At 34.5% G+C, this 16,717-nt stretch carries 16 protein-coding genes; 11 read left to right on the top strand and 5 right to left on the bottom strand.

Translation table 11 applies throughout. The features are described 5' to 3' along the window. Positions 1-75: 75 nt before the first annotated feature. The 7 genes from MJQ71_RS04210 to MJQ71_RS04180 all read left to right on the top strand — a co-directional run bounded on the left by MJQ71_RS04210 (position 76) and on the right by MJQ71_RS04180 (position 7,830). Positions 76-1,545, top strand: a complete 1,470-nt coding sequence (locus MJQ71_RS04210; protein ID WP_238804762.1) for an ATP-binding protein — start codon at positions 76-78, stop codon at positions 1,543-1,545. 60 nt (positions 1,546-1,605) lie between these two features. Further along, positions 1,606-2,259 carry a response regulator gene (locus MJQ71_RS04205; protein ID WP_238804760.1) on the top strand — a complete coding sequence of 218 codons (654 nt, stop codon included), beginning with the start codon at positions 1,606-1,608 and terminating at the stop codon, positions 2,257-2,259. 240 nt (positions 2,260-2,499) lie between these two features. Further along, positions 2,500-5,034: a nitrite reductase large subunit NirB gene (nirB, locus tag MJQ71_RS04200; RefSeq protein ID WP_238804758.1), complete on the top strand. Its 2,535-nt coding sequence runs from the start codon at positions 2,500-2,502 to the stop codon at positions 5,032-5,034. Positions 5,035-5,084: 50 nt separating this feature from the next. Further along, on the top strand, positions 5,085-5,429 hold the full coding sequence (nirD, locus tag MJQ71_RS04195) for a nitrite reductase small subunit NirD (RefSeq protein ID WP_238804756.1): 345 nt from the start codon (positions 5,085-5,087) through the stop codon (positions 5,427-5,429). 146 nt (positions 5,430-5,575) lie between these two features. Next, a complete protein-coding gene (locus MJQ71_RS04190; RefSeq protein WP_238804753.1) occupies positions 5,576-6,676 on the top strand; it encodes a vWA domain-containing protein in 1,101 nt (366 codons plus the stop codon). A gap of 6 nt (positions 6,677-6,682) precedes the next feature. After that, complete coding sequence (gene nth / locus MJQ71_RS04185; protein WP_238804751.1) at positions 6,683-7,342, top strand: endonuclease III; 660 nt, start codon at positions 6,683-6,685, stop codon at positions 7,340-7,342. Between the two features lie 8 nt (positions 7,343-7,350). Then, positions 7,351-7,830 (top strand): MOSC domain-containing protein, encoded by a 480-nt coding sequence (locus tag MJQ71_RS04180; protein ID WP_238804748.1) that lies wholly within the window; start codon positions 7,351-7,353, stop codon positions 7,828-7,830. Here MJQ71_RS04180 and MJQ71_RS04175 read toward each other — a convergent pair. The 3 genes from MJQ71_RS04175 to MJQ71_RS04165 form a co-directional block, all read right to left on the bottom strand. Further along, entirely contained in the window at positions 7,827-8,480 is a 654-nt protein-coding gene (locus tag MJQ71_RS04175; RefSeq protein ID WP_238804747.1) for an alpha/beta hydrolase, read from the bottom strand. The two genes, MJQ71_RS04180 and MJQ71_RS04175, sit on opposite strands and share 4 nt — an antisense overlap. A 68-nt stretch (positions 8,481-8,548) precedes the next feature. Then, a complete protein-coding gene (locus MJQ71_RS04170) occupies positions 8,549-8,887 on the bottom strand; it encodes a translation initiation factor (RefSeq protein ID WP_238804745.1) in 339 nt (112 codons plus the stop codon). After that, positions 8,884-9,753, bottom strand: a complete 870-nt coding sequence (locus MJQ71_RS04165) for a diacylglycerol/lipid kinase family protein (RefSeq protein ID WP_238804742.1) — start codon at positions 9,751-9,753, stop codon at positions 8,884-8,886. The genes MJQ71_RS04170 and MJQ71_RS04165 overlap by 4 nt, the downstream gene beginning before the upstream one ends. A gap of 89 nt (positions 9,754-9,842) precedes the next feature. On the opposite strand from MJQ71_RS04165, the gene MJQ71_RS04160 reads away from it, so the two are divergent. Then, a complete protein-coding gene (locus MJQ71_RS04160; RefSeq protein ID WP_238804740.1) occupies positions 9,843-10,274 on the top strand; it encodes a YybH family protein in 432 nt (143 codons plus the stop codon). A gap of 5 nt (positions 10,275-10,279) precedes the next feature. Here MJQ71_RS04160 and MJQ71_RS04155 read toward each other — a convergent pair whose 3' ends face one another. Continuing rightward, on the bottom strand, positions 10,280-10,630 hold the full coding sequence (locus MJQ71_RS04155; RefSeq protein ID WP_238804738.1) for a LytR/AlgR family response regulator transcription factor: 351 nt from the start codon (positions 10,628-10,630) through the stop codon (positions 10,280-10,282). A 195-nt stretch (positions 10,631-10,825) separates the two neighbouring features. Next, complete coding sequence (locus MJQ71_RS04150; RefSeq protein ID WP_238804737.1) at positions 10,826-13,408, bottom strand: transglycosylase domain-containing protein; 2,583 nt, start codon at positions 13,406-13,408, stop codon at positions 10,826-10,828. 295 nt (positions 13,409-13,703) lie between these two features. Between MJQ71_RS04150 and MJQ71_RS04145 the strand changes: the two genes are divergently transcribed. The 3 genes from MJQ71_RS04145 (at position 13,704) to MJQ71_RS04135 (ending at position 16,688) form a co-directional block, all read left to right on the top strand. After that, positions 13,704-14,132: a hypothetical protein gene (locus MJQ71_RS04145; RefSeq protein ID WP_238804735.1), complete on the top strand. Its 429-nt coding sequence runs from the start codon at positions 13,704-13,706 to the stop codon at positions 14,130-14,132. 232 nt (positions 14,133-14,364) lie between these two features. Further along, a complete protein-coding gene (locus tag MJQ71_RS04140) occupies positions 14,365-15,279 on the top strand; it encodes an ABC transporter ATP-binding protein (protein WP_238804733.1) in 915 nt (304 codons plus the stop codon). 71 nt (positions 15,280-15,350) lie between these two features. Then, positions 15,351-16,688 carry an ABC transporter permease gene (locus MJQ71_RS04135; RefSeq protein ID WP_238804731.1) on the top strand — a complete coding sequence of 446 codons (1,338 nt, stop codon included), beginning with the start codon at positions 15,351-15,353 and terminating at the stop codon, positions 16,686-16,688. Positions 16,689-16,717 lie beyond the last annotated feature (29 nt).

The raw sequence follows: 16,717 nt of genomic DNA, 5'->3' as shown, positions 1-16,717 counted from the left end.
AACAAAAACTTTAATATAATAAAGAACTTTAAATGGCTATTTGTTAGTTCAAAAAAAATGCTTTAATTTTTCAGAATGCAAAATTTAGACAAACAAGTTTCTCAGCGATTAACCCGCCTTTACTTGGCGGCTCTTACGGTTGTGGCACTGTTATCGCTATTTGGGCAATTACTGATTCAAAGGTCACTTAACGAATCTAGTGATGATGCTCACGTAGTCAACTTAGCTGGTCGTCAACGAATGTTAAGCCAAAGATTATGCAAAATGGCCATTATTTTGACCAACCAAAAACAGTTTGCAGAAGAGGCTACTTTCTACCAACAGGATTTTGTCGAAGTGCTGAAATTATGGGTTAAATGTCATTTTGGTTTGAAAAATGGAAAGCTTGTTTTAGATAAAACTTATATCGTAAAAAATAGTGCCAAAATTCAACAAATATTCAATGAAATAGAACCTGCCTTTGAAATAATCAGTGCCAATGCCAGTATTATTGGCCAAGAAAAGCAACAAAATGATGGGCGAATGCTTTTAAAAAATATGCTCGTAAATGAAAGACAGTTTTTAAAATTAATGGATAAAATTGTTTCTCAATATGACACCGAAGCCCAAGATAGAGTTAGTAACGTGAAACGAATCGAATTGATTTTATTTGGACTAACCATTTTTATTTTGATTCTCGAAGCTTTATTGATTTTTACTCCTTTGGTTAGATATGTCAAAGAAATTATTCTTAGAATTACAGAATCAGAAGCAGAACTACAATCGAAAAACCAACAACTTAATGAAACAAATGAACAACTCGTTTCTACACAAAAAGATTTACTAAAAACAACAGAAGAAAAATATGCTTTACTCCGACAAGAAGATAATGTACGCTCAACATCGCTTATAGAAGGACAAGAAGAAGAAAGAAAAAGATTGGCTCGTGAGCTACATGATGGTATCGGACAAATGCTTACTGGACTAAAACTTGATAGTGAACAACTCAAAAGTTTGCCTTTTATTAATGAAAAACAGCGAAAGTCATTTGAAGAACATCAAAAACTGATTGATGAAACTATTGAAGCCACTCGAACAGTTTCATTCAATTTAATGCCTTCAGTTTTGACCGATTTTGGTTTGGCATCAGCCATCAGGCTTTTAACCGAACGAACTGCAAAAGGTGTAAATATTCAAGCAATATTCAACGATTTTACAGATAATATTAATATTCCAAACAAAATCGAGAACAATCTTTACCGCATTACGCAAGAAGCTCTCAATAATATTGTAAAACACGCTAAAGCCCAAAAAGTATCAATAAATTTGGCTAATGATAAAAATAGATTTATTACACTTTCAATCATAGATGACGGCAAAGGATTTGATTTGAAAAAACCGAGAAAAAATAAAATAAATGGCAATGGTTTGGGCAATTTACAAACACGAGTAAGGTTGCTAAATGGAACTATTAAAATTGACTCAGAAATGAACAAAGGAACAAGTATATTTGTTAAAATTCCGCTTGCTATTGACGATTTACGAACTAATCGACGTAATGAATAAGTTTTAAAATTTCCAATTCTTTAATCGATAACATCAACACTAAATAAAACATGTATTAAAATGACAAATAAAATTAAGTTACTCATTGTGGATGACCACGCCGTAGTGCGAAAAGGCATTCAAAACTTGCTCGAAGATGAGCCAAATATTGAAATAGTGGGAGAAGCATCCGACGGTTTAGAAGCTCTAGAAAAGATAAAACTCTTGAAACCAAATATTGTTTTGCTCGACCTTACTATGCCTCAAATGTCAGGTTTTGAAGTAGCAAAGTTTATTTCTGAAAAATATCCTTCAATAAAATCTCTCATTTTTTCAATGCACAATAACCCCGAATATATGGTTACTTCGGTTGAAAACGGTGCAATGGGTTATTTGTTAAAGGATACCAGTAAAGAAGAAATTTTGAAAGCATTAGACAGTGTTTCTGCTGGAAATAAATATTTTCCTCCAACTGTTTCTGCCATGATTATCGACGGACTTTTGGCACAAAGAAAACAAAAAACAACGCCTAAACTCAAAAATACAAGCGTATTTGCAAAAATCTCAAAGAAAGAAAGAGAAATCTTAAAATACATCACCGAAGGTTTAAGTAGTCAAGAAGTTGCCGAAAAACTTTCATTGAGTGTTCGAACTGTTTCTAATCATAGAGCAAATATTCTGAGAAAAACCAATGTAAAAAATACGGCCGAGTTGGTACGTTTGGCAGTTGAGTAAACTCAAAATCTGTTCTTTTATATTTATTCTGTAAAAAGTACTATTTACCAAAATATAAACTACAAATATTGGTTTTTACCAAATAAAAACTTGCAAATCAAAAAAACAAAACATACATTTGAATGAAAATGAGTATTTATACTTATTTCAAATAATCAAATTCAAGTATTTTTTAGACCAGAATGGGGGAAACGTACTGGCCTAATCAATACTGCAAACGTAGGAAAATCATTATTCAAAATGGAAAACGGAACTATCGGGCAACAGCCCGCAAGCCGTGTCGTTGTGGTGGGCAACGGTATGGTTGGCTATAAGTTTTGCGAAAAACTCATAGCTAAAGCTAAGGAAAACTTCGAAATTATAGTTTTTGGCGAAGAATCTCGCCCAGCCTATGACCGAGTTCATTTGAGCGAATATTTCGCTGGAAAAACTGCCGACGACCTCACAATTGCACCACTAGACTGGTACTTCAATAACGGCATCAAAATTTATCTCTCCGACCCAATCACCAACATTAACCGAGCAAACAAAACGGTTTCATCTCATCATGGGCTTACAATTTCTTATGACTATTTGGTTTTAGCCACGGGTTCATCTGCATTTGTTCCTCCTATTCCTGGTGTTGAAAAAGATGGAGTGTTTGTATATCGCACTATCGAAGACCTTGATTTGATGCAATCTCATGCAAAAAAAGCAAAAAAAGGAGCAGTAATTGGTGGTGGTTTACTTGGATTAGAAGCAGCAAAAGCACTTTTGGATTTAGGTTTAGAAGAAACACACGTTGTTGAGTTTGCACCAAGGCTCATGCCTCGCCAAATTGACCAAGCTGGTTCTGATATTTTAAAAGCAAAACTAGAAACCCTTGGTTTAAAAATACATCTCAATAAAAATACACAAGAAATAGCAGGCGAAGGAATCATTAACGCTATGCATTTCGTAGATGGTTCAAAATTGGATGTCGATATGTTGGTTATTTCGGCAGGAATTAAACCTCGTGACGAAATTGCACGACTTTCGGGCCTAGAGGTTGGTTCTCGCGGCGGAATTATTGTCAATGATAAACTCCAAACCTCCGACCCAAATATTTTTGCAATTGGCGAATGTGCTTTACATGACCACATGATTTATGGTTTGGTTGCACCAGGTTATGAAATGGCTGATATTGTAGCAACTAATTTGTGTAATGGAACCAAAGAATTTAAGGCCTTCGATATGTCAACCAAACTAAAATTGATTGGCGTTGACGTTGCAAGTTTCGGTAATGCTTTTATTGAAGAGCCTGACTGTCAAACAATTGTGTATGAAAACAAGTCTAAAGGTATTTATAAACGCATTAATATTTCAAACGATGGCCAATTTCTTTTGGGTGGGATATTGGTAGGAGATGCCGAGCAGTATAATATGTTGTTACAAACCGTTAATAATAAAATAGTATTACCAAAAGACCCAGAAAATTTAATTTTAGGGGCCAGAGGTGGTGCCGAAGATAACGGTGTAGGCGTTTTAAGTTTACCTGATGATGCTCTGATTTGTTCATGTGAATCTGTTACAAAAGGACAAATTTGCCATGAAGTTTCAGAAAACAAAATACATACTGTTGATGACTTAAAAAAATGTACAAAAGCTGGTACTGGTTGCGGTGGTTGCGTGCCCATGGTGAAGGATTTAATGCTTGGTACAATGAAAGCCCAAGGAATTTATGTCAGAAATATTGTTTGTGAACATTTTGATTACACTCGCCAAGAACTTTTCGATTTAGTAAAAATCAATGAAATCAAAAGCTATGAGGGTGTATTAGACAAATTTGGTCACGGTGATGGCTGTGAAGTATGCAAACCTGCCGTTTCATCAATTTTAGCTAGTTTATGGAACGAAATGATTCTTGCCAAAGGCAACGACATCGCCCAAGATTCAAATGATAGATTCTTAGCAAATATCCAAAAAGGCGGAACCTATTCAGTCGTTCCAAGAATTGCTGGCGGCGAAATTACTCCTGAAAAATTGATAGTAATAGGCACAGTTGCTCAAAAATATGGTCTTTATACCAAAATCACAGGCGGACAAAGAATCGATATGTTTGGGGCTCACCTTAACGATTTACCAGCCATTTGGGAAGAATTAATCGAAGCTGGTTTTGAATCTGGCCACGCTTATGGAAAAGCACTTCGTACTGTTAAATCATGCGTAGGTTCAACTTGGTGTCGTTTTGGTTTGCACGATTCTGTCACTTTTGCAGTTGAAATAGAAAACCGCTATAAAGGTATTAGAGCTCCACATAAATTCAAAGGCGGCGTATCTGGTTGCGTGCGTGAGTGTGCCGAAGCACAAGCAAAAGATTTTGGTATTATTGCTACTGAAAAAGGTTGGAATCTGTACGTTTGTGGCAATGGCGGTGCAAAACCACAACATGCCCAATTAATTGCTGGTGATATTTCAAAAGAGGATTGCGTGAAATACCTCGATAGATTTTTAATGTTTTATATAAAAACGGCCGAACCACTCACTCGAACTGCTACTTGGCTCAATAAAATGGATGGTGGAATTGCCTATTTAAAGGATGTAGTTGTTAACAACAGTTTAGGAATTGCTGAAGAATTAGAGCAAGAAATGGCTGGTTTAATAAATAACTACAAGTGTGAATGGAAAGAAGCCATTGAAAATGATAATATCCGTCAAAGATTTACACATTTCGTAAACGCTCCCGAAGTCAAAGACCCAAGCGTCACTTTTAGTCCTTTGAGAGAGCAAAAAAGAGCATTAGAATGGAGCAAATAACTAAATAAATAGCAAATTTAATAAATATTCTCTTTGGGGGAAGAGACATTATGACAATACAAACTACAACCGAAACATGGATTTTGGCGTGTTCTACCACGCAAATACCCGAAAATGGCGGAGCATGTGTCCTAATAAATGACCAGCAAATCGCTATTTTCAATTTTACTCGCAGAGGCGAATGGTTTGCAACTCAAAATCTTTGTCCGCACAAACAGCAAATGGTGCTTTCGAGAGGAATGATTGGCTCTTCGGGTGATGAACCAAAAGTAGCTTGTCCATTTCATAAAAAAACTTTCTCGCTCGAAAATGGCAAATGCCTCAGCGGAGACGATTATGAAATCAAGACTTACCCAATAAAAATTGAAGATGAAATGGTATTTATAAGCATTTAACAATTATCAATAAAAATATTCGGAAAGACTCTTTGTAATTCAAAGAGTCTTTTTTTATGTTTGACTTTTTTTGAAAACTTTAAAGCATCAAATATCGTTATCAAAAAAGCAGCTTTATTCACTCGTTTATTCATTCAGAAAATTATATGAAAGGTTTCCGATTTTCAGCGTTCAAACCCGAAATGAAGGGTGAAAATAAATTTGAGCAATTACTTAATATTTTTCAACAATTGTTACTCATCACAGCAGGTGATGTGAGTCAAGCTCTCGCTTACATGAGCGATCTCGACCGCCAATACCAACTCACCAATGATGCGTATGGAATGGCGAATTTTATTGATGATTTAAAGAAAAAAGGCTATATAACCGAAGAAAATCAAGAAGGCGAATTCAAAATGACTGCCAAAAGTGAGCAAAGCATCAGGAAACAATCGCTCGATGAAATCTTTGGAAAACTCAAAAGAACCAAATCAAGTGGCAGTCATCACACACCTTATACAGGAACGGGCGACGAACTTAGCAGTGATATTCGTGCTTTTCAATTTGGAGATACGCTTGACCAAATATCTATGACGGAATCATTAAAAAATGCCCAAATAAATGGTGGAATTGATGACTTTATGCTTTTAGAAAGCGATTTGGAAGTAGTTGACCGAGAATCGAAAATCCAAACTTCAACCGTTTTAATGATTGATATTTCACACTCAATGATTCTTTACGGAGAAGATAGAATTACACCAGCCAAAAAAGTAGCATTAGCTTTGGCCGAATTGATTCGGACTAAGTACCCAAAAGACACACTCGATATTTTGGTTTTTGGTAATGATGCGTGGCAAATTCAGTTAAAAGACATTCCATATTTAGAGGTTGGTCCATATCATACCAACACCGTGGCAGGTTTGGAGTTAGCAATGGATTTATTACGTAGAAGAAAAACCAAAAATAAGCAAATTTTTATGATTACAGATGGAAAGCCAACGTGCTTGAAAGAAGGAATCAATTACTATAAAAATAGCTTTGGACTTGACCGAAAAATTGTCAATAAAACGCTCACAATTGCAGCACAAGCCCGCCGATTAGAAATTCCGATAACTACCTTTATGATTGCAACAGATTCGTATTTAAAGCAATTTGTGCAGCAATTCACCCAAGTAAATAATGGTAGAGCTTATTACAGTGGATTGAACGGTTTGGGAGGTTTCGTTTTGGAAGACTTTCAACGCAATCGCAGAAAAAATGTTAAGTAAAATAAAATGCAAAAAAAAGACCGCTATAAAGCCTTAGTAGAATATTTTAGCGAAAATTATCCAGAAGCTGAAACTGAGTTAGTTTATACCAATCCTTATGAACTGTTGGTTGCAGTTATTCTTTCAGCCCAATGTACAGATAAACGAGTAAATATTGTTACACAAAAACTATTTCCTCGTTTTCCAACACCTGAAAGTTTAGCAAATGCCACTGCTGACGAAGTTTTTGAGTATATCAGAAGTGTGAGTTATCCAAATAATAAAGCCAAACACTTGGTCGGAATGGCTCGTATTTTGGTGAATGATTTTAATTCGGAAGTACCAAATACAATTGAAGATTTGCAAAAAATGCCTGGTGTTGGTCGAAAAACTGCAAATGTTATCGTTTCAGTCATATTTAATCAGCCAGCCATGGCGGTTGATACACACGTTTTTCGTACTTCGCATCGCCTGGGATTAGTTCCAAAAACGGCTAAAACACCTCTTTTAGTTGAAAAAGAGCTAATTAAATTTATTCCTAAAGACAAGATTGCGGTTGCTCATCACTGGCTTATTCTACACGGACGTTACGTTTGCGTTGCACGAACCCCAAAATGTGATGAATGTAAACTAAAATCATTTTGTCTAGCTTTTGAAAAACAAAAATTTGACACGCCTCACTTATAATAAAATTCATGGAATTAAAAGAATTAATGCAAACTTTTGCTCATCAAGGTAAAGTAGAATGGATAAGTTACCGCCCTGGACCAAGTTCTCGAGGAAAAATTAACGTTACCGATGAAATTACATTAACCGAAGAAGATGGAATTGTAGGCGACCGCTACAATGGAAAAAATCGTAAACGTCAAGTAACCCTTATTCAATCCGAGCATATTGAGGCTGTGAGTAAATTACTTCAAAAAGACAAAATCGACCCAATTCTTTTGCGAAGAAACATTGTCGTCTCTGGCATTAATTTATTAGCATTGAATGATTTAGAATTTTCTATTGGAGAAGTTACCTTGAAAATGACGGGTTATTGTCATCCATGTAGTCGAATGGAACAAAATCTAGGGATTGGCGGCTATAATGCCATGCGAGGCCACGGAGGTATCACTTGTATGGTTATTAAAGGTGGAAAAATCCAAATAGGTGATTCCGTAAAATTGGCTTAAAATGTGGCAATTATTTCTTTTAGTGTTTTCTCATCAACGGTATGTTTTCCATCAAAAGAAACAATTTTGAGGTCAATTTCTTCCATCATTCCTGCTCTAAACTTCTCTGAAACTTCAGGATAAGCCACCAAAAACTCATCTTTATCGCCATAAACATAATATGTATCAATATTTTTGAGCTTTTGGGGGGCAATTACTTCTCTGATACCATTGCTAAAAAAACCAGCCCATAATAATAATCGATTACATTTGACTTTACCACTATCAATCCAACGGCAAACGGTGGCACAACCCTGTGAAAAACCTAAAATATTGATTTCAACCTTTGATAAATCATAGTTAGTTAATAAACTGCTGTAAAGCGAATTCAAATAGTCATTATTTTCATCAATTTCCGACTGACGCAATTCACGTGTCATCCAAGATGCACCAACTCGACTAAATTTTTCATCTAAATAAAATCTTGAAACAGCTTCTGGGGCAACGATAAAAGTCTCATTATCAACAATTTGCACAAATTTCTTGATAAAAAACTGTGAAAGTTGTCCATAACCATGCACAACAAACCAAATCGTTTTGGTATTTTCATTCAGTTCACCTAAAGTATAATATCTTGTGGTTCTTTCGACTTTTATTTGATGCTCTTGCATACTAAATTTTACTTATTAAAATATAAAAGTTGGATTGCTGAAAAATGTATGTTTTCCTATACAAAAAATCATCCTCCTGCTTTTTTTGCTTTGAAACCCTCTTTCAATAAAAATCCTAAAATTTTGTCTCGATGGTCGCCTTGAAGTAAAATTTCACCTTCTTTTGCTGTTCCTCCACTACCGCAAAGATTTTGCAGCTTTTTTCTTAAAATTTGTAAATCTTCGTCTTTTCCAACAAAGCCATCTACCCTACTAACAATTTTATTTCCACCTTTTCTATCCAACCAAATCTTAAGATTTTGCTGTTGCGATGGTAGTGTTTCAACCTCTTCATCTTGACCAAAATTAAATTCAAAATCGGGATTAGTTGAATAAACTACACCTTCACGAAGTTTTTTATTTTTCATATAATTACTCTTAAGCTTTTCTCTGAAATACTGATTATCAGCTCATTAGCTGTAGTTTGTAATGGTTCACCGTCATAATGTATCAAGAAATTTTGTTCATTTTTAACGATAAATTTTGTTCCTCGATAATTTTCGGAAAGATTTGAAGAATGAATATTTCCATTAAATAATTGAGCAATCATCTGAATCGCCTGCAAAGCTGATGGCGGATTGATAATCGTACAATCAATTAGTCCATCGTCAATGATTGCTGTTGGAGTGATGTAAGCATTATTTCCAAATTGGCTGGCATTACCAAAAGTAATACTAAAAATATCATAGTTATTGCCACCAAAAACACATTTTAATGGTTTAAATTTCCAAAATTCGGTAAATCCAACCTTTATATAATTCATTAAACCACGTCCTTTCTTTTTGGAAAAAATTTCCGCACAATGGGCATCAAAGCCAATTCCAGCTGTACAAAAAAACGGCACTTCATTCATGAAACAAACATCAATTTGTTTATTTAATGGCGTATTTAAGGATTCAATAGCTTTGGTAGGTTTCATCGGAATTTCCAATTCTCTAGCTAAACCATTACCCGAACCTGTTGGAATAATTCCCAAAGCAGTTTTTGTATTAATCAAAGCTTTTCCTATTTCGTTTACAGTACCATCGCCACCAATGGCAACAACAATCGGGATATTCTTTTTAACAGCCTCAGCAGCTATCTCGGTTGCATGTCCAGCGTATTTTGTATAATAAATTTCTGGCAAATATTTATCTTTATCTAATTGATTATCAATTAGTTGAACGATATTTTTAGACTTATTTTTACTTCCAGAAATAGGATTTACAATAAACCAAATTGCTTGTTTATTCACGAAAATTTAATAGATTTATGCTTTCGTGCAAAGATAAATCCGATTTAAAAGAATTTATAGCATTTCCAACATTTAATTACTTTTCATCAATGAAAAAAAATCTACTTATTGTTTTCTTTCTGACACTTGGCTTCGTCAGCAAGGCTCAAAAAATGACCGACAAAGAAGCTGTTTTAGAAGTATTATCTCGGCAAAATACAAATTGGAACTCGGGAAACATTGACGCTTTTATGGAAGATTACTGGAAGTCCGATTCATTGATGTTTATCGGTAAAAACGGTGTTGTTTACGGCTGGAAAGCAACTTTAGATAGATACTATAAGAGCTATCCAGACCGTGCAACAATGGGTACGCTAAAATTTGATATTTTAAAAACCGATTTTCAGTCAAAAACCACTTGTTGGATTTTAGGCAAATGGCATTTGACTCGCCCAGAAAAAGGCGATATTGGTGGTTATTTTACTTTAGTAATAAAGAAAATTGCTGGTAAATGGCTCATTGTTTCAGACCATACCAGTTAAAAAAATTAATTTTTAGGGAAATTATGGAAAGACTTCAAAAAGTCTTCTTTCCTTCTTCTTGAAAGGTTAACTAGATATTGTTCTTCTAGTTTGACCAATAATCCTTCGTGAATTTGATAGCCAGTTACGTGGTTTAGATTTACCATGAAAGATTTGTGGGTTCTAAAAAAATCAAACGGAATAAAGCGTTTTTCAAGTTCTTTTAAAGTTTTGGAAACGATAAGTGTTTCGCCTCCTTGTAAAAAAACCTCTGTGTAGTTGATGTCTGCCTTCAGAAAAATTACCTGTGCAGGATTTACTTTCTTCTTACCAGTTAATCTAATTGATGAGGTGCGGATGGGTAAAGTTAATTTCATAATAAGAAAGTCGTTTAAAAATAATATGGTTATTTATTTCTAATGACTCAAAATCCTATGAAAAGGTTGTAATATAACAAAAAAATAAATGGCTTATTATTAATATTCTAGTTATGAATAAACTATAACTATCTAATAATAAGCCACTTATCAAATTATGAAGTAATATAACTCTTAAATTATTTTATTTAATGGTTATTTATTATCTCTACTAATTGTTGTATCTCGTTTAATTGGTTCAATTGAAGGCAATCGTTGGTTTTCTTCGGCTTCACCATTTGTTGTTGAGTCTGATTCTTGAGCAGTTGAATCTGAAACAGCTTCAATACCACCTGTTGAAACACAACCTTGATAATCTTTTGTAATTGTAATATTTGGTTTTGGAAACGCTCCTGGACTATACCCTAATTTTGAGTCGGTATAAACACTTTGCATAAATTTTCCGAAAATTGGTAATGCCGACCTTGAGCCTTCGCCCATTCGAGAACGGAAATGAATACTTCGGTCATCTCCCCCAACCCAAACACCACACACTAAGTCTTTGGTAAAGCCCATGTACCATGAATCAGAATAATTAGAAGTTGTTCCTGTTTTTCCTGCTGCTTGTCCGCCATTTCCAAATAAAGCACTACAATATTCAAACAAACCTTGTGAAGTTCCACCAGGTTCTTCAACACCTCCTCTAAGCATATATTGCATCAAAAATGCAGATTCTGGCTTTATTGCTTCTCGTTTTTTTGTTTCAAATTCAAACAAAACTTTTCCTTTAGAGTCTTCTATCTTAAAAACCAGCATCGGTTCTGTATATTCTCCTTGATTTACGAATATTCCATAAGCAGCTACCATTTCATAAAGCGATACATCGGAAGTACCAATTCCAAGTGATAATACTGGTTCTAGCGGTGAGGTAATACCCATTTTTTGAGCATAGTTGATAATGGTACGTGGACCTACCTCATCCGAAAGTTGAGCGGCTACTGAGTTAACAGAGCGTGCAATCGCTCTTCGTAACGTCATACTCGCATGTGTAAACACGCCATCAGCATTTTTAGGTTCCCATGTTTTCGTTACGCCATTTTCTTGCCATTCTTTTTTGAAAGGTTCATCTGTTCGTTTATCACAAGGTGATAAGTTTAATGGCCCATCAATCGCGGCAGTATAAAGAATTGGTTTAAAAGTTGAACCTGGCTGACGACGACCTTGTTTTACGTGGTCATATTTAAAATAATCGTAGTCAATTCCACCAACCCATGCTTTTATAAAACCATTGAATGGGTCCATTGCCATCATTCCAGTTTGCAAAAAACGCTTATAATGAATAATTGAATCGACAGGACTCAACAACATTTCTTTTTCTCCTTCCCAAGTAAATACTTTTATATTTTTCTTTTTTTCGTACATATAATAATGTACCGAATCAGGTTGGTTTTTATATTTTTTTACGAGTCGTTTATAAATCGGTGTTCGTTTAGCGACAGTATCAATAAATCCTGGAATTTCTTGTCCATTTTCATACGTCCACGGATTTTTCCCTTTCCATTCTTGGTCAAAAATCTTTTGTAAACGTTTCATGTGGCTCGAAACAGCATTTTCGGCATGCGTTTGCATTCTCGAATCAATTGTCGTATAAATTTTTAATCCATCACGGTATAAATCAATGTCTATTTCATTCTTTTTAGCCCAATTTTCAACAAATCTCGACAATGCAACTTTGAAATAACTACCTTGACCTTCGTATGCATCTTCAATATTTACTTCCAATTTTATTTCGGTCTTACAAAGTTTATCAGCTTCTTCTTGTTTCAAATCGCCGTTTTTAGCCATTAATTGCAAGACAGTATTTCGTCTTTTTAGGGCATTTTTGGGGTTTCTAATTGGATTATAAAGTGTTGTTCCTTTTTGTAATCCCACCAAAATTGCGGCTTCTTCAACGGCTAACATTTTTGGCTCTTTATTGAAATACGTCTGTGAAGCTGTTCGGATACCGTAAGCATTATTCCCATAATCTACGGTGTTCAAATACATAGTTAGGATTTCTCCTTTTGTGAAGTTTCTTTCAAGTCTGATAGCCGTCAACCACTCCTTGGTCTTATAAACAAGTGTTTTTACAAGCGGAATGTAGTACAAAAGTCCTCTCATTTCACTTTTACGCGTACTGTATAAATTTTTTGCTAATTGCTGCGAAACGGTACTTCCACCTCCACGTTCGCCACCTTTAAAAATACCAGCAGCCACACCAACCATTGATTGCAAATCAATACCCGAATGCTCATAAAAACGTTTATCTTCAGTTGCTATTAGTGCTTTAAAAAGCCACGGTGACATTTGGGCAGAGTCAATTGTTTTTCTATTTTCGGTGAAAAACTTACCAATTTCTACTCCATCTGCCGTAAAAATTGTTGATGATTGAGAAATCTTAGGATTAGTCAGTTGTTCAATACTTGGCATTCTGCCACACAACCACAAAAAATTTGTCTCAATACAAAACAAATAAACCAATCCGACAAGCACAGTTTTCAAAGTAAATTTATAAACCTTTTCAATAACGGGAAAATAGTTTCCTTCGGTATCAAATTTTGATTTAAGGTAGGCTTTGGTTTCATCCTTTTTTGTGTGAAAAAGAGCAAAAGCTTTTTCAACTTTCTCTTCACCAAATATTTTACACAATAAAAGGTATATTTTGTCCAAAGTCAACCACCATACTGCGTTCACTTTGGTACTAATATTTGACCAAACTTGCTGAATAATTGTCAAAATATTTTTAATTTTATCTAACATAGGTTGAGTACATAAAAATTATCTACATGAAAGTTGGTTCAAACGACCTTTCCACCAACAAACATAAATTTTACCATTTGAACTACAAAGAAACATTAAAGTTTTGAAAAATGCTTTGACAAAGAAATGATTCTAGTTAAAATTATCAAAATAAATTAAAAGGATTATTCAAAAAATACTTTGCCATTTAGTAAAATATTCCAAACAATCTCTCATAATAGTTTGATTTTCAGAATAGTAGCACTATTTTTATTAGAAATAACTTATTCTTCTACTCTTAAACCTTATTTCAATAATGGCTACAATCATAGCTGACAAACCTTTCGAAAAAGAACTTTTACCTCTTTTTACAAATAAGGCTCCATTTCAATTACCTGCCGAATGGAAAGAGTTTATCGTGAAAATCAGTCCTTTAATTATGTTAATTTTGGTTCCGCTCACAGTTTTTGCAATTGGTATAACTGCCATTTTATCTATTTTTAGTACAATTTCTCTCAATCCAATGTGGAGCATTGCGACGATTACTACCATGGTTAGTTTGATTTGTAGTTTAATAGCAATCAAAGGATTAATCGACCGCAAAAGAGCAGGTTGGGTTTGGTCTTATTATGCTTTCATATTGTTTTTCATCAGTGATTTGCTCCACTTTCACTTCATTGATGCAGCTTTTACATTTCTTATAAGTGGCTTTTTTTTGTTTCAAGTAAGAGAATTTTATAAATAACCTTTGACATAATTTCTGCTTCTATTTTAAAAAAAAACTCATATTTAGCTAAAATTAGCTACACATTTTTATTCCAAGAATACAATTCTAAAAGCACAACAATCAAAAACTACATTAAACAAAACCTTCCTTCCTACCTTTTATTTAAGAAAAAATCCATTTGTATATATTTCTTTATTAATTCTGACGAGTAACTTATATTTGAGCCACTAAACCAAAACAATAACCAACCGTGAATAATATTCTAGAAGTTCACAATGTTGTGAAGCGATATTCGCAACACACAGCCCTCAACAATGTCAGCCTTAATATTCCAAAAGGAGTAATTTTCGGACTTTTAGGTCCAAATGGTGCTGGCAAAACGTCACTCATTCGTATTATTAATCAAATTACTGGCCCAGATGAAGGTTATGTGATGTTTGATGGTAAAAAACTAAATCAACAGCACATTAAAGAAATTGGGTATTTGCCCGAAGAGCGTGGACTTTACAAGAAAATGAAAGTTGGCGAGCAATTACTTTATTTGGCTCAACTCAAAGGACTTTCAGAAAAAGAAGCCCTCGAAAAGTTGAAAGCTTGGTTCATTAAATTTGATATTAAAACGTGGTGGACAAAAAATGTTGAAGATTTATCGAAAGGAATGCAGCAAAAAATTCAGTTTGTTGCCACTGTTCTTCACGAACCACAACTGATTATTTTGGATGAACCTTTTTCGGGATTTGACCCAATTAATGCTGATTTGATTAAAAACGAAATCCTTGAACTCAAAGAAAAAGGTTCAACGATTATTTTCTCAACTCACCGCATGGAATCAGTTGAGGAATTGTGCGACCATATCGCTTTGATAAATAAATCAGAAAAAGTACTGGATGGAGCAAAATCCGAAATCAAAGAACGTTTTAAAACACATACTTATAATGTTGAGTATGCAGGAAACTTAGGCGAAATCGGCAATGGATTTGAAATTGTAAAAACCGAAAAAATTGAAGACAACTTCTCTGCTGCAACCATCAAAATTCAACCAGATATTCCTGTAAATCAATTAGTTAGACTTTTAATAGACCAAGTCGAGCTTCGTTCATTTGGAGAAAACATTCCTTCAATGAATGATATTTTCAAAATGGTTGTCAACGAAACAATTGATTAATTAAATGAATCAAGTATTCAATTGTCTTTACGCAAAAGTTGAATATTTGTTCTACAAATAAAAAATAAAACATGAAAAATATACTACTTATCCTTCGTCGAGAATATTTGGTCAGAATCAAGAAAAAATCCTTTTGGGTAATGACACTCTTGATGCCCATTTTAATTTCAGGTTTTTACGCTTTACTTTTTTGGGGCGTTTTTAATTCACAAGAACAGCAAAAGGTTTCGATTATTGATGAAAGCGGTGCTTTTACCCAAAAATTTAAAAATTCTGAAAAAGTTAAATTTGAATACCTCAAATTACCACTAGATTCGGCCATTAGTCGGCTAAATCAAAAGCAAACAGATATTGTAGCGGTAATTCCTCAAAATATCATGGATGACCCTAGTAGCTTACGCATTTATACTGGAAAAGGGGTCGGTTTTGAAATCCAAAACAAAATCGAAAACATCATTCAAAACGAAATTCGTAATGTTAAGTTGGCAAAAGCGGGTATCGACCAGAAAATTTTAGAAGAAGCTGATGTAAATGTTTCATCTAAAGTTGTAGTTGTGAGTAAAGAAGGTGAACAAAAAGAACAAAATACACTTGCTTCAACAATTTTAGGCACAATAACGGTTATTTTGATGTTTTCGACTGTTGTTGGCTTCGGTGTACAAGTAATGAGAGGTGTTATTGAAGAAAAAACTAATCGAATAATTGAAGTAATTATTTCATCGGTTAAACCTTTTCAGTTGATGATGGGGAAAATATTAGGCGTTGGCATGGTTGGACTTACCCAATTTGCTCTGTGGATAACCTTAACCTTTGCCTTAACGACCGTCAGCTCATCGTTATTGCCTGCTAATCAAATCAAGAAAGCGGCACAACAACAAATGTCAGAAATGCCACAAAAAGACAAAGATAAAATTGCCAAAAAAGTAACTGAAACTCCTTCCGATGCAGGAAAAGTAATGGGTTTCTTGAAAAGTGCCAAAAGCCTCAATATTCCATTAATAATTGGCTGTTTCTTATTTTATTTCTTATTTGGTTACTTATTTTATGCATCAGTTTACGGAGCAATTGGCTCGGCAGTTGACAACGAGACCGACACCCAACAATTTATGTTTCCGATAATGCTACCGCTTTTGGCTGGTTATTTAATCGGTCTGATGACGGCAGGACAAGCCGATAATAAATTATTATTTTGGGCATCAATTATTCCATTTACAGCTCCAATCACAATGATGGCTCGCTTGCCATTTGGTGTTGAACCATGGGAATTAATTCTGTCAATGACGTTACTCGTTATTAGCACCATTGGAATGGTTTGGCTAGCCGCTAAAATCTACCGTGTTGGAATCTTGATGTATGGAAAAAAACCGTCATTCAAAGAAATTGGCAAATGGTTATTTTATAAAGGATAAACATCTTATTTGTTACAAAAACGGGTACA

The sequence above is a fragment of the Emticicia aquatica genome (assembly GCF_923079645.1).
In the GTDB taxonomy this organism is placed as follows: domain Bacteria; phylum Bacteroidota; class Bacteroidia; order Cytophagales; family Spirosomataceae; genus Emticicia; species Emticicia aquatica.
The sequence above is the reverse complement of the archived record's forward strand: the minus strand, read 5'-3'. Positions and strand labels throughout refer to the sequence as shown.

Bases quoted from the DNA above. Each gene is read 5' to 3' on its own strand.
- MJQ71_RS04210 (WP_238804762.1), top strand. From the start codon at position 76: ATGCAAAATTTAGACAAACAAGTTTCTCAGCGATTAACCCGCCTTTAC.
- MJQ71_RS04205 (WP_238804760.1), top strand. From the start codon at position 1,606: ATGACAAATAAAATTAAGTTACTCATTGTGGATGACCACGCCGTAGTG.
- nirB (WP_238804758.1), top strand. From the start codon at position 2,500: ATGGAAAACGGAACTATCGGGCAACAGCCCGCAAGCCGTGTCGTTGTG.
- nirD (WP_238804756.1), top strand. From the start codon at position 5,085: ATGACAATACAAACTACAACCGAAACATGGATTTTGGCGTGTTCTACC.
- MJQ71_RS04190 (WP_238804753.1), top strand. From the start codon at position 5,576: ATGAAAGGTTTCCGATTTTCAGCGTTCAAACCCGAAATGAAGGGTGAA.
- nth (WP_238804751.1), top strand. From the start codon at position 6,683: ATGCAAAAAAAAGACCGCTATAAAGCCTTAGTAGAATATTTTAGCGAA.
- MJQ71_RS04180 (WP_238804748.1), top strand. From the start codon at position 7,351: ATGGAATTAAAAGAATTAATGCAAACTTTTGCTCATCAAGGTAAAGTA.
- MJQ71_RS04175 (WP_238804747.1), bottom strand. From the start codon at position 8,480: ATGCAAGAGCATCAAATAAAAGTCGAAAGAACCACAAGATATTATACT.
- MJQ71_RS04170 (WP_238804745.1), bottom strand. From the start codon at position 8,887: ATGAAAAATAAAAAACTTCGTGAAGGTGTAGTTTATTCAACTAATCCC.
- MJQ71_RS04160 (WP_238804740.1), top strand. From the start codon at position 9,843: ATGAAAAAAAATCTACTTATTGTTTTCTTTCTGACACTTGGCTTCGTC.
- MJQ71_RS04155 (WP_238804738.1), bottom strand. From the start codon at position 10,630: ATGAAATTAACTTTACCCATCCGCACCTCATCAATTAGATTAACTGGT.
- MJQ71_RS04150 (WP_238804737.1), bottom strand. From the start codon at position 13,408: ATGTTAGATAAAATTAAAAATATTTTGACAATTATTCAGCAAGTTTGG.
- MJQ71_RS04145 (WP_238804735.1), top strand. From the start codon at position 13,704: ATGGCTACAATCATAGCTGACAAACCTTTCGAAAAAGAACTTTTACCT.
- MJQ71_RS04135 (WP_238804731.1), top strand. From the start codon at position 15,351: ATGAAAAATATACTACTTATCCTTCGTCGAGAATATTTGGTCAGAATC.